Source organism: Kitasatospora sp. NPDC088861, assembly GCF_044750105.1.
In the GTDB taxonomy this organism is placed as follows: domain Bacteria; phylum Actinomycetota; class Actinomycetes; order Streptomycetales; family Streptomycetaceae; genus Kitasatospora.
The window spans coordinates 345,927-359,003 of sequence record NZ_JBIVJF010000003.1 but is presented as its reverse complement, the minus strand read 5'-3'; the positions used below and the strand labels follow the sequence as shown (position 1 = coordinate 359,003).

General features: G+C 73.4%; 8 protein-coding genes. 2 read left to right on the top strand and 6 right to left on the bottom strand.

Annotated elements, in window-relative coordinates; all coding sequences use genetic code 11:
• Positions 1 to 24 precede the first annotated feature (24 nt).
• The gene (locus tag ACIP37_RS08400) at positions 25 to 3,057 is read right to left on the bottom strand and encodes a bifunctional [glutamine synthetase] adenylyltransferase/[glutamine synthetase]-adenylyl-L-tyrosine phosphorylase (protein ID WP_400805570.1); all 3,033 of its coding nucleotides are present in this window, start codon (positions 3,055 to 3,057) and stop codon (positions 25 to 27) included.
• A 179-nt stretch (positions 3,058 to 3,236) separates the two neighbouring features.
• On the opposite strand from ACIP37_RS08400, the gene ACIP37_RS08395 reads away from it, so the two are divergent.
• Positions 3,237 to 4,436: an acyltransferase family protein gene (locus ACIP37_RS08395; RefSeq protein ID WP_400805568.1), complete on the top strand. Its 1,200-nt coding sequence runs from the start codon at positions 3,237 to 3,239 to the stop codon at positions 4,434 to 4,436.
• On the opposite strand, the gene ACIP37_RS08390 is transcribed toward ACIP37_RS08395, so the two are convergent.
• A complete protein-coding gene (locus tag ACIP37_RS08390) occupies positions 4,403 to 5,620 on the bottom strand; it encodes a hypothetical protein (RefSeq protein WP_363580878.1) in 1,218 nt (405 codons plus the stop codon). The two genes, ACIP37_RS08395 and ACIP37_RS08390, sit on opposite strands and share 34 nt — an antisense overlap.
• Before the next feature lie 166 nt (positions 5,621 to 5,786).
• A complete protein-coding gene (gene glnA, locus ACIP37_RS08385; protein ID WP_363580876.1) occupies positions 5,787 to 7,148 on the bottom strand; it encodes a type I glutamate--ammonia ligase in 1,362 nt (453 codons plus the stop codon).
• A 163-nt stretch (positions 7,149 to 7,311) separates the two neighbouring features.
• Here glnA and ACIP37_RS08380 point away from each other — a divergent pair, with 163 nt between their 5' ends.
• Entirely contained in the window at positions 7,312 to 9,066 is a 1,755-nt protein-coding gene (locus tag ACIP37_RS08380) for an NAD+ synthase (RefSeq protein ID WP_363580874.1), read from the top strand.
• A 5-nt stretch (positions 9,067 to 9,071) separates the two neighbouring features.
• Here the strand turns inward: ACIP37_RS08380 and ACIP37_RS08375 are convergent, their stop codons facing one another.
• From ACIP37_RS08375 to ACIP37_RS08365, 3 genes are all read right to left on the bottom strand, one after another.
• A complete protein-coding gene (locus ACIP37_RS08375; RefSeq protein WP_363580978.1) occupies positions 9,072 to 9,941 on the bottom strand; it encodes an endonuclease/exonuclease/phosphatase family protein in 870 nt (289 codons plus the stop codon).
• A 470-nt stretch (positions 9,942 to 10,411) separates the two neighbouring features.
• Positions 10,412 to 11,062 carry a TetR/AcrR family transcriptional regulator gene (locus ACIP37_RS08370; protein ID WP_363580872.1) on the bottom strand — a complete coding sequence of 217 codons (651 nt, stop codon included), beginning with the start codon at positions 11,060 to 11,062 and terminating at the stop codon, positions 10,412 to 10,414.
• Between the two features lie 164 nt (positions 11,063 to 11,226).
• Positions 11,227 to 12,837 (bottom strand): MFS transporter, encoded by a 1,611-nt coding sequence (locus tag ACIP37_RS08365; protein WP_363580870.1) that lies wholly within the window; start codon positions 12,835 to 12,837, stop codon positions 11,227 to 11,229.
• Between the last annotated feature and the right edge of the window lie 240 nt (positions 12,838 to 13,077).

Sequence of the window (13,077 nt, the reverse complement as noted above, 5' to 3'; positions counted from 1 at the left end):
GTGCCCGAGCCTCGGCCGCCGGCCTCAGCCGCCGTAGAACAGCCGCTCCACCACCGCCCGGGCCCGCCGGGTGGTCCGCCGGTAGTCGTCCACCAGCTCGCCGCTGTGCCCGGCGCCGTACCCGAGGTAGCGGGCCACCCCGGCCAGCTCCCGGGCCTCCCCGGGGAAACTGTCGCCGGGCCGGCCGCGCACCAGCATCACCGCCGAACGCACCCGGGAGGCCAGTACCCAGGCCGCGTCCAGCACCTGCGCGTCCGAGCGCCCGACCAGCCCGGCTTCGGCGGCGGCCGCCAGCGCGGCCCTGGTCCGGGTGGTGCGCAGGGCCGGCAGCTCGTGCCCGTGCTGGAGCTGGAGCAGTTGCACCGTCCACTCCACGTCGGCCAGCCCGCCGCGGCCGATCTTGGTGTGCGTGGTCGGGTCGGCGCCGCGCGGCAGCCGCTCGGCCTCGATCCGCGCCTTGATCCGGCGGATCTCCACCAGGTCCCGCTCCGGCACCCCGACGCCGGGGTAGCGCAGCGGGTCGATCAGCTGCCGGAACCGCGCGCCCAGCTCCTCGTCCCCGGCCACCGGCTCGGCGCGCAGCAGCGCCTGGCTCTCCCAGGCGTGCGACCAGCGCCGGTAGTACGCCGCGTACGAGGCGAGGGTGCGCACCAGCGGGCCGCTGCGCCCCTCCGGCCGCAGGTCGGCGTCGACCAGCAGCGGCGGCTCGGTGGACGGCGCACCGAGCAGGGTCCGCAGCTCGTTGCAGACCGCCTGGGCGGCCCGGGCGGCGTCCTGCTCCAGCGAGCCGAGCAGCGGCTCGTGGACGAAGAGCACATCGGCGTCCGAGCCGTAGCCCAGCTCGTGGCCGCCGAACCGGCCCATCGCGATCACCGCGATCCGGGTCGGCAGGTCGCCGTGCTCGGCCTCCCAGCCGGCCGTGCAGGCGCGCAGCGCGCCCTGGAGGGTGGCGGCGTTGAGCGCGGTCAGCGCCTCCCCCGCGGTGTCCAGCGCCTCGGCCGGGTCCTCGCCGAGGCGGCCGAGGACGTCCGCGGCGGCGGTCCGGAACAGCTCCCGGCGGCGCACCGAGCGGGCGGCGGCGACGGCCGCGGCGGTGGATCCGGCCCGGCCGACGGCGGCCAGTATCTCCTGCTCCAGGGCGGCCCGGCCGCGCGGCGCCAGGCCCTGCGGGTCGCCCAGCATGGCGACCGCCTCGGGGGCGCGCAGCAGCAGGTCAGGGGCGAGCCGGCCGGCCGACAGCACCCGGGCCAACTGCTCGGCGGCGGCGCTCTCGTCGCGCAGCAGCCGCAGGTACCAGGGGGTGCGGCCGAGCGCGTCGGAGACCTGGCGGAAGTTGAGCAGCCCGGCGTCCGGATCGGCCGAGTCGGCGAACCAGCCGAGCAGCACCGGCAGCAGGGTGCGCTGGATCGCGGCCTTGCGGCTCACCCCGGAGGCGAGCGCGCTGAGGTGGCGCAGCGCGGCGGCCGGGTCCGCGTAGCCCAGCGCCTCCAGCCGGGCCCGGGCCGCGTCCGGGGTCAACCCGGCCGCGCCCGGCGGCAGTTCGGCGACGGCGTCGAGCAGCGGCCGGTAGAACAGCTTCTCGTGCAGCCGCCGGACCTCGACCGCGTGCCGCTTCCACTCGCGCTGCAGCGCGGCCACCGGGTCGGAGCGGGTGTCGTCGTTGATCAGCGCGGCCAGCGAGCGGGCCAGCCGGCGCAGGTCCTCCGCGCCGGTGGGCATCAGGTGGGTGCGGCGCAGCCGGTAGAGCTGGATCCGGTGCTCCAGGGAGCGCAGGAAGCGGTAGGCGGTGTCCAGCGAGACGGCGTCCGCCCGGCCGACGTACCCGCCGCGGGAGAGCGCGGCCAGCGCCTCCAGGGTGTTGCCGCTGCGCAGCGTCGGGTCGGTGCGGCCGTGCACCAGCTGGAGCAGCTGGACGGAGAACTCGACGTCGCGCAGCCCGCCGGGGCCGAGCTTGAGCTGGCGGTCCAGTTCGGTGGCGGGGATCGAGTCGATCACCCGGCGGCGCATCTGCTGCACGTCGGTGACGAAGTTGTCCCGGGCGGCGGCCTGCCAGACCATCGGGGCCAGCGCCTCCAGGTAGGCGGCGCCGAGTTCGGCGTCCCCGGCGACGGGGCGGGCCTTGAGCAGCGCCTGGAACTCCCAGGTCTTGGCCCAGCGCTGGTAGTAGGCGAGGTGGCTGGCCAGGGTGCGCACCAGCGGGCCGTTGCGGCCCTCGGGGCGCAGGTTGGCGTCCACCGGCCAGATGGTGCCCTCGCCGGTGGTGTCCGCGCAGAGCCGGGTGAGGGCGGCGGCGAGCCGGGTGGCGGCCTTGACGGCCTCGTGCTCGTCCACGCCCTCGCGCGGCTCGGCGACGAAGATGACGTCCACGTCGGAGACGTAGTTGAGTTCGCGGCCGCCGCACTTGCCCATGCCGATCACGGCGAGCCGGCAGGCCCGGGCGGCGTCCTGGTCCTGCTCGGCGGCGAGGTCCAGGGCGGTCTGCAGGGTGGCGCCGGCCAGGTCGGCGAGTTCGGCGGCGGTCTGCGCGAGGTCGGTGGTGCCGGTGAGGTCGCGGGCGGCGATGGCGAGCAGGCAGCGGCGGTAGGCGACGCGCAGCGCGTCCGCCGGGCTGCGGCCGCCCTCCCGGCCGCGCCGGACGCCCTCGGCGAGCGCGCGGCGGAAGTCCTCCGGGCCGGGGTGCATGTCGCGCAGCTCGAAGGTGACCAGCATGTGCCAGTCGTGCGGGTGCCGGGCCAGGTGGTCGGCGAGCGCGGTGGAGACGCCGAGCACGCCGAGCAGCCGGTCGCGCAGCGGCTTGGAGGTGGTGAGGGTGTCGCGCAGGGTGCGCCGTTCGGCCTCGTCGGCGGCCTCCAGCAGCCGGGCCAGGCCGAGCAGGGCGAGGTCGGGGTCGGCGGTGGCGCCGAGCGCGTCCAGCAGCACGGGGTCGTCGGCCAGGCCTTCCAGGCCGGGGCCCGCCAGCAGCCGCACCGCCTGCGCCGGGTCGGTGAACCCGCGCCTGACCAGCCTGATCTCCGGCCGGCTGACCCGGCTCCCGGCCCGCTGCTCGTCCACCGCCATGGCCCCTCCATCCGTCCGCCCCAGCAGGTTACGCGCCCTGACGGCCCGGCGCCGGACACGACCGCCGGACACGACCACCGGACGGCCCGCCGCCGCGCGCCGCGCCGCCCGTCCGTGACCTCGGGCCCGCCGCGCTCGTTCTCCCGGCGCCGACCGTCCCACCCCGTTCCGGAGCGCCGATGCCCAGCCGCCTGCCCTCGCTCACCGGGCTGCGCTTCTGGGCGGCCCTGCTGGTGGTGCTCTACCACCTGTCCCGCAAGGTCGGCGGGCTGCCGGTGCTCGATCCGCTCGCCTGGTACGGGCGCTCGGGGGTGACGTTCTTCTTCGTCCTGTCCGGTTTCGTCCTGGCCTGGACGTACGGCGGCTCGCCCGTCCCCGCCGGGGCGTTCGCCCGCCGCCGGTTCGCCCGGATCTGGCCGTTGCACGTGCTGAGCACCGTGCTGTCGCTGGGCGCGGACGCCGCGATCGGCACGGCGCTGCCGGTGGCGGCCGCGCTCTGGTCGCTGCTGCTGGTGCACCCGTGGGCGCAGGCGACGGTGTACGGCGGCAATCCGGCGTCCTGGTCGCTGGGCGCCGAGGCCTGGTTCTACCTGCTGTTCCCGCTGCTGCTGCGGTTGCTGGCGCCGCGCCGCCGCGCCTGGCTGCCGGTGGCGGCGGTGTGCGCGGCGCTCGGCCCGGCACTGTGGGCGGCGGGCCCGCTGCTGCCGGCCGATCCGACGGTGCGCGGCTGGCTGCTGGACTACCTGCCGCTGGCCCGTACCCCGCAGTTCGTGCTCGGGGTGGCGGTCGGGCTGGCGGTGCGGCACGGGCTGCTCCCCCGGGTGCGGCTCGGCGCGGCGGCCGCGGCGGTGGCGGGCTGGCACCTGCTGCTGGCGCCCTGGCACGCGGCCGTCCCGGACGCGCTGTGGTGGGGCCCGTACAGCGCCTCCCAGCTGGTGCCGGCGGCCCTGTTCGCGGCGCTGCTGGTGGCGGCGGCCCAGCGGGACGCGGCCGGTGCGGCCCCCCGGCCGCCGGGCGAACGGGGACCGGCCGGACGAGGTCTGGCCGGACGGGCAGCGGTGCGGCTCGGCGAGTGGTCCTACGCCTGGTACCTGGTGCACGAGATCGGCATCCGCTGCTGGCTCGCCGAGTTGGGCCGCCCGGCGCCCGGGGCGGCGGCGCTCGGGGTCTGGCTGCTGCTGGCCGGGGGGTCCCTGGCGGTGGCGGCGGGCCTGTACCGCTGGGTGGAGCGGCCGTGCGAGCGGCTGCTGCGCGGCTCGCCGCGCCGGCCCGGCGGGAACGCGGCGGCGCCGCTGCCGGCCCGCGCGGTGCGGGTGGGTCGGCAGCGGCGCCGGGCGGCGGCCGGTCAGGCGTCGGTGGAGCCGTCCAGGTTGACGTAGGCGTAGAAGACGCCGATGTCGTAGCCGTCCTTCTGGGTGTTGAAGGTGGTGGTGAGGTCGGTGTCCCCGTTGCGCAGGTACGGCGAGATGTCCCAGCGGTTGGAGTCGTAGCCGAAGTTGTTGCGGTTGTACGGGTTGCGGGCGAACTGGTCCTCCGGGGTCAGCTCCTCGATGGTGGAGTTGAAGGCGTCGTCCGGCGCGTGGTTGATGTCGGAGAACAGCGCCTCGGGCCCGTTGGTGGACTTGACCGACAGGGTGTCACCGGTCCACTTGAGGTCGCCGTCGTAGACCACCCAGCCGAGCTTGCCGTGGAGCTGACCGCTCTGCGGCGTCTGCAGCCCCGTGAGCTTGATCTGCCGCGTCGGGCTGTCCGGCAGCTCGACCTGGAAGCCGTCCCACAGGTGGATGTGCCGCATCGGCTTGCAGTCGTTCTCGTACGCGACGACGATCGTCCAGCCGCCCCAGCTGTGCGGCTTCACCACCGAGTCCATGTCGGCGACGGTGTAGGTGCCGTTGCCGGCGTTCCTGACCAGGTCGGTGATGTCGGCGGAGGCCTGGTAGCTGCTCTCCACGTCGGTGGTGATGTAGCCGATGGACGGCTGGTCGTTGGCGATGTCCCGGTACTGCTTCTCGCCCGGGACCTTGAGGTACACCTCGTCGATCTGGTTCTCCGGCAGCACGGTGTCGCCGATGCCGCGGGTGCCGCCCCAGTACAGCCGGGCGTACTTGACCTTGGAGCCGTCGATCAGGCCGAGGTCGGCGGAGCTGGCGGAGTAGATCGGGTCACCGAGCGGGCCGATGGAGCCCGGGTCGATGTTGATGTACTTCATCTCGTACTTGTTGTTGATCGGCATGCTGCCGAGGCCCTTGCGGGCGTCCTCGCAGGGCGGCTGCGCCGGGTCGACCGGCGGCTTGGTCTCGTCACAGGTCATCAGCGAGTTGCTGATCCTGGTGACGGAGCCGTGGAAGTCGCCCTGGAAGCGGGTGGTGAACGGCAGCGGGTTCTCGGAGATGGTCTCGGCGCGCGGGCGCGGGTTCGACGAACCGGAGCCGGAGCCACGGGCGTCGGCGACCGGGGTGGCCAGCAGCTGGCTCGCGACGGCGGCGAGGGCGGCGCCCGCGACGACGGCCCGGCGGGCGAGCAGGCGGGCCGCGGCGGCGCGGCTGACAGCGGAGGAGGGCATGGGATCCTCTCGGGACGGAACGGACGAGCACGCCCATCGGATCACAACCGTCCGTCACAGGATCTTCACATACCGCCATTGGGGAAGCGATCCCACCCCAGCGGACGGCCCGCTGTCATCCGATCGAACGACAGCGGGCCCGGAGGTGTTTGGGAGCCTCAGGTGCTCACAGCACCTGGAGGTTCTTGCGCAGCTCGAACGGCGTCACCTCGGAGCGGTACTCCTCCCACTCCTGCCGCTTGTTGCGCAGGAAGAAGTCGAAGACGTGCTCGCCGAGGGTCTCGGCGACGAGCTCGCTGCGCTGCATCAGGTCGATCGCCTCGCCGAGGTTCTGCGGCATCGGCTGGATGCCGAGGGCGCGGCGCTCGGAGTCGGACAGCGCCCAGACGTCGTCGTCGGCGCCCGGCGGGAGCTCGTAGCCCTCCTCGATGCCCTTGAGGCCGGCCGCGAGGGTGACGGCGTAGGCGAGGTACGGGTTGCAGCCGGTGTCCAGGGAGCGGACCTCGATCCGGGTGGAGCCCTGCTTGCCGGGCTTGTACATCGGCACCCGGATCAGCGCCGAGCGGTTGTTGTGGCCCCAGCAGATGTAGGACGGGGCCTCGCCGCCGGCGCCGGCGGTGCGCTGGGAGCCGCCCCAGATCCGCTTGTAGGAGTTCACCCACTGGTTGGTGACGGCGGCGGTCTCGGCGGCGTGCTTGAGCAGGCCGGCGATGAAGGAGCGCCCGACCTTGGAGAGCTGGTACTCGGCGCCGGTCTCGTGGAAGGCGTTGCGGTCGCCCTCGAACAGCGACAGGTGGGTGTGCATGCCCGAGCCGGGGTGGTCGGAGAACGGCTTGGGCATGAAGCTGGCGTGCACGCCCTGCTCCAGCGCGACCTCCTTCATGACCAGACGGAAGGTCATGATGTTGTCGGCGGTGGACAGCGCGTCGGCGTAGCGCAGGTCGATCTCCTGCTGGCCGGGGGCGCCCTCGTGGTGGGAGAACTCCACCGAGATGCCCATCGACTCCAGCATGGTGATGGCCTGTCGGCGGAAGTCGTGGCCGACCCCGCGCGGGGTGTGGTCGAAGTAGCCGGACTGGTCGGCGGGGATCGGCGGGGTGCCGTCGCCGGGCAGGTTCTTCAGCAGGAAGAACTCGATCTCGGGGTGGGTGTAGAAGGTGAAGCCCTGGGCGGAGGCCTTCTCCAGGGTGCGCTTGAGCACGAACCGGGGGTCGGCGTAGGACGGCGAGCCGTCGGGCATCAGGATGTCGCAGAACATCCGGGCGGTACCGGGGGTCTCCGAGCGCCACGGCAGGATCTGGAAGGTGGTCGGGTCCGGCTTGGCGATCATGTCGGACTCGTAGACCCGGGCGAAGCCCTCGATCGCCGAGCCGTCGAAGCCGATGCCCTCCTCGAAGGCCTGCTCCAGTTCGGCCGGAGCCACCGCGACCGACTTCAGGAACCCGAGCACGTCGGTGAACCACAGCCGGACGAACCGGATGTCACGCTCCTCAAGCGTCCGAAGCACGAACTGCTGCTGCTTGCCCATGGGGACAGTCTCACCTCTGCTCTTTACGCTCGTGTTACGCCCGGAAGACCCCCGGACGCGACTGCCCCCATCATGGCCGATCACCGCGCGGGACGGCAGTCCGGACCCCGGTCCGACCCCCCGGGCAGCACATTGCGTCAGATCGACGATTACACTCGGAGGCATGCCCAATCTCCGTCTCGCCCTGAGCCAGATCGACCCCTGGGTCGGTGACATCGCCCGCAACAGCGATGAGGTGGTGCGCTGGACCAGGCAGGCCGTGGAGGCCGGCGCCCAGTTGGTCGCCTTCCCCGAGATGGCCCTGACCGGCTACCCCGTCGAGGACCTCGCCCTGCGCAGTTCCTTCGTCGAGGCGTCCCGGGGCGCGCTGGTCGAGCTGGCCGGGCGGCTGGCCGCCGACGGGCTGGGCGAGGTGCCGGTGGTGGTCGGCTACCTCGGGCGCTCCGAGCACGCCTCGCCGAGGTTCGGCCGCCCGGCCGGCTCCCCGCAGAACTGCGCCGCCGTGTTGCACCGGGGCGAGGTGGTGACCCGCTTCGCCAAGCACCACCTGCCCAACTACGGCGTGTTCGACGAGTACCGCTGGTTCGTCCCGGGCGAGCAGCTGCCGGTGCTGCGGCTGCACGGAGTCGACGTCGCGCTGGCCATCTGCGAGGACATCTGGCAGGACGGCGGCCGGGTCACCGCGGCCCGCGAGGCCGGGGCCGGGCTGCTGCTGGTGGTCAACGGCTCGCCGTACGAGCGGAACAAGGACGACCAGCGGCTGGAGCTGGTCCGGCGCCGGGCCGCCGAGGCGGGCTGCCCGCTGGCCTACGTCAACATGGTCGGCGGCCAGGACGAGCTGGTCTTCGACGGCGACTCGATCGTGGTCGGCGCGGACGGCGAGGTGCTGGCCCGCTCCCCGCAGTTCGAGGAGCACCTGCTGGTGCTGGACCTCGACCTGCCGGCCGCCGGCGGCGACCACACCGACGGCCTGCTGCTGAGCGACGGCCTGCACCTCGTCCGCACCGAGCTGGGCGGCGAGCCGCAGGCCGCGCCCGCGGACACCCCGACCCCCGAGGTGGCGCCGCGGCTGTCCGACGAGGCGGAGATCTGGGCCGCGCTGGTCTCCGGCACCCGGGCGTACGTCACCAAGAACGGCTTCCGTTCGGTGCTGATCGGCCTCTCCGGCGGCATCGACTCGGCACTGGTGGCCGCCATCGCGGTGGACGCGATCGGCGCCGAGAACGTGTACTGCGTCTCGATGCCCAGCCGCTACTCCTCGCAGCACTCCCGGGACGACGCGGCCGAGCTGGCCCGCCGGACCGGGCTGCACTACCGCACCGTCTCCATCGCCCCGATGTTCGATGCCTACCTGGGCGCGACCGAGCTGACCGGCCTGGCCGAGGAGAACCTGCAGTCCCGGCTGCGCGGCACCCTGCTGATGGCGATCTCCAACCAGGAGGGGCACATCGTGCTCGCGCCCGGCAACAAGAGCGAGCTGGCCGTCGGCTACTCGACCCTGTACGGCGACTCGGTGGGCGCGTTCGGGCCGATCAAGGACGTCTACAAGTCGCTGGTCTTCCGGCTGGCCCACTGGCGCAACGAGGAGGCCGAGCGGCGCGGCGAGGTGCCGCCGATCCCGGAGAACACCATCTCCAAGCCGCCGTCCGCCGAGCTGCGGCCGGACCAGAAGGACAGCGACTCGCTGCCCGACTACGACCTGCTGGACAGCGTGCTGGCCCGCTACATCGAGGGCGACGAGGGGCGGGACGCGATCGTCGCGGCCGGCTTCGACCCGGCCGTGGTGGACCGGGTGGTCCGGCTGGTCGACACCGCCGAGTACAAGCGGCGGCAGTACCCGCCGGGCCCCAAGATCTCGGTCAAGAACTTCGGCCGGGACCGCCGCCTGCCGATCACCAACCGCTGGCGGCGGGGCTGACCTAGCTAGTTGAACCGGTAGGTGGCGGCCACCGCGAGGTGGTCGCTGCCGTCCCGGGGCAGGGTGCGGGAGTCGACCGGCGCGAGGCCGCCCTTGCTCATGATCTGGTCGATCCGGGCCATCGGGAAGGACGCCGGCCAGCTGAAGCCGAAGCCGTCCCCGGCGGCGCCCTGGGCCGAGCGCATCTGCGAGGTGACCGGCGCCAGGCTGCGGTCGTTCATGGTGCCGTTGAGGTCGCCGAGCAGCAGCACCTTCTTCACCGGCTCGGCCTGGATCGCGTCGCCGAGCGCCTGCGCGCTGACGTCCCGCTGGTCGACGGTGAAGCCGCCCTCGGCCTTCAGCCGCACCGACGGCAGGTGCGCGACGTACACCGCGACCGGGCCCTGCGGGGTGGCGACCTGGGCCCGGAACGCCCTGGTCCAGCCCATCTTGAGGTCCACCGGCGAGACTCCGCTGATCGGGTACTTCGACCAGAGGCCGACCGTCCCCTCCACCTCGTGGTACGGGTACGCCTCGGCGAGCCCGCTCTCGTAGTCGCGCAGCGGCTTGCCGGCCAGTTCCTGGAGGGCGACGATCTGGGCGCCGGAGGCCACCAGGCCGCGGACGGTGCCCGGCACGTCGGGGTTGGCGGCGGCGACGTTGTGGCTGACCACCGTCCAGTCGCCGGTGCCGCCGCTCTTGTCGCTGAGCAGGCCGCCGAACAGGTTGAGCCAGATCGCGACGGGCAGCAGCAGCGCGATCAGCGCGGTGGCGGAACGGCGCAGCAGCGCGGGGACCAGCAGCACCGGGACGGCCAGGCCGATCCAGGGCAGGAAGGTCTCCAGCAGGCTGCCGAGGTTGCCGGCGCTGTTGGGGACGTCGGCGTGGAGGGCCATCAGCAGGGCGGTGAGCACGGCCAGCACCGCGACCACCAGGCCGCGCCGCCAGGTGGTGGCGCCGCGGCCGTCCCGGCCCCAGTGCCGCAGGCCCAGGAACCCTCCGGGACGGCCCGCGGGGGCCGGGGCGCCCGCCTCGCCCCAGGGCCCGGCCGTGCTCCGGTCGGTCCTGTCCGCCTGCGTCATCCGTGGCTCCCGTTGTTCGTGCCGTCGCCGGTCCGGTGTCCGGCCCGTGCGGTACGGGCGGGTGCCGGACTGGTGCCGGTTTGATCGGATACCCGGCTCAGCCTATGCCGGGACAGACGCGGGGCCGTCGGAGCGGGTTCCGGCGTGGCCCGGTTTGGTGAGCCAGGCCACGCCGGACGCAGGTCGGTGCAGGTCGGTGCAGGTCGGTGCAGGTCGGACGCAGGTCGGTGCCGGTCGCTGCGGGTACGGGACCGGGGCGCGGGGTCCGGGGCGCGGGAGCGCGTTCAGCCGCGGGAGCCGGAGGCCGCGTGCGGCGCCAGGCCTTCGAGCAGCGAGTCGACCATCCGGCGGGCCAGGTCCGGGTCCTCCAGGTCGGAGTCGTCCCAGAGGATGCTGCGGTACAGGATCGGGCCCATCAGCATGTCGCCGAGCAGTTCGACGTCGAGGTCGGACCGCAGCACGCCCTCGTCCATGGCGCGGCGGATCAGGGTGAGCCCCGCCTCCCGGCGCGGCTTGATCACCCGGTCGCGGTACGCGCTGTACAGGTCGGGCAGGCCCTGCATCTGGCCGAGGGCGGCCTTGAGCACCCAGCGGGAGCGCTTGGCGAGGCCGCGCCGGCGCATGTAGTCGATCATCTCGATCAGGTGGTCCCGGGCGGTGCCGTCGGTCGGCGCGGGCATCGGGACTTCCAGCCGGCTGACCACGTCGACCAGCAGGGCCTCCTTGTTGGGCCAGCGCCGGTAGATGGTGGCCTTGCCGACGCCGGCCGCGGCGGCGATGCCCTCGATGGTGAGTTCGGACAGCGCGGTGCCGCCGGCCATCAGGTCCTCGACGGCGGCGAAGATGGCCTGCTCGGCGGCCTCGCTGCGCGGGCGGCCGCGGCGTACGGCGGCGCAGGGCTGTCCGGCCCCGGCGGCCGGGGTGTCCGTCTTCATCCCCGCTGTACTCCCTCGCTGTCCGCGTGGCGCACGGGCGCCGTTCCGTTTCCGATGGTGGTCCGTGGACCGGGCCGGGTGGCGGCCGCCGTCCTGGACCTCGGCCCTGCCGCCCGGGGGTTCACCCGGGTGACAGGGCCATTGTCGCTCAGCGCGATCGAGGGTCAGGCGTCCGCGGCCACGGCCTTGCGACTCTGGTCGGGCTGCTCGGCGGCCTTCCCGGCCGGGCCGCCGGGGGCGGCCGACCGGCGCGGCAGCAGGAACCAGGCGATCAGCGCACCGACCACCGTGATGCCCGCGGAGAGCGAGGCCACCACGTGCATGGCGCTGACGAAGGCGTCGTCGGCCGGGCCGATCAGCGCGGCGCCCTTGGGGCCCATCCGCTCGGCGATGGCCAGGGTGGCCTCCAGCGACTCGCCGGCCTTGCCGCGCAGGTCGTCGGGCAGCTGGTTGAGCGTGTCGGTCATGCCGTCGCGGTAGACGGTGGAGAGCACCGCGCCGAGCACGGCGACGCCGAGCGAGCCGCCGACCTGGCGGAAGGTGTTGTTGACGGCCGAGCCCGCGCCGGCCTTCTCGCGGGGCAGCGAGGCCATGATCGCGACGGTGACCGGCGGCATGACGTGCGCCATGCCGGTACCCATCAACAGGCCGAGCACGATCAGCACCCAGATCGGCGTGTCGACGCCCAGCAGGGTGTAGCCGACGAAGCCGACCGCGATCAGCAGCATGCCGACGGCGGCGGTGGCGGCGACGCCGAAGCGGTCGACCACCAGCCGGGCCCGCGGCGCGAACAGCAGCTGGGCGACGGCCAGCGGCAGCATCAGCAGGCCGGCCTGGAGCGCGCTGTAGCCGCGCACGCTCTGGATGTAGAAGACGCCGAAGAAGGAGACGCCCATCAGCGCGAAGAAGACCACGCCGACGACCACGACGGAGGCGCTGAACACCTTGTTGCGGAACCACGTGACGTCCAGCGCGGGGAAGCGGGTGCGGCCCTCGAACCAGACGAAGGCGGCCAGCGCCAGCACGCCGACCAGCGTCGGCACCCAGGCCTCGGCGGCGGTGAAGTCGGCCAGCTCGCCGCCCTTGATGATGCCGTAGATCAGCGCGACCAGGCCGATGATCGACAGCAGCACGCCTATCGGGTCGAGCTTGCCGGGGTTCGGGTCCTTGGACTCGGGCACCAGGACGATCATCGCGATCACCGCGACGATCACGATCGGGACGTTGACCAGGAAGACCGAGCCCCACCAGAAGTGCTCGATCAGCAGGCCGCCGGTGATCGGGCCGATGGCGATGGCCAGGCCGACCGCGCCGGCCCAGATGCCGATCGCCTTGGGCTGCTCGGAGCGCTCGAACACGTTCATGATGATGGCCAGCGTGGCGGGCATCGCGAGCGCGGCGCCGACGCCCATCAGGGCGCGGTAGCCCACGAGTTCACCGGGCGAGGCGGCCAGCGCGGAGAGCAGCGAGGCGATGCCGAAGACCACCATGCCGCCGAGCAGCGCGCGCTTGCGGCCGAAGCGGTCGCCGAGCAGGCCGGAGGTGAAGAGCAGCCCGGCGAACACCAGGGTGTAGGAGTTGATCGACCACTCCAGGTCGCTCTGGCTGGCGCCGAGGCCGACCGGCGCGGGGGTCGCGATGGTCTTCATCGCGACGTTGAGGATCGAGTTGTCGAGGACGACGACGAGCAGGGCGAGCACCAGGGTGCAGAGGATCGCCCAGCGTCGGCGGTGGATGGCTTCCGGCACGCGGGGTGGCGCGGCTGCGGTGGTCATTGGTCTTCCCGTCCGTGGTGGTGTGGCACTGGCGGGCAATTCCGAGCCATGGTCGTCTCGTAACCCCCCGGCACCAGGGTAGCGGCCATTACGATACGAGACGACTCCGTTTCGTAAAAACGCGGCAAAGCCCGGGGCCGCCCGCGCTCGCCGGTGTGCCGCAGATCGCACCCGACCGCCCGCACGCCCCTTTGCGCGCACGCCGGGGCGTGCAAGCATGGAGGTGATCCGGGGACGCCG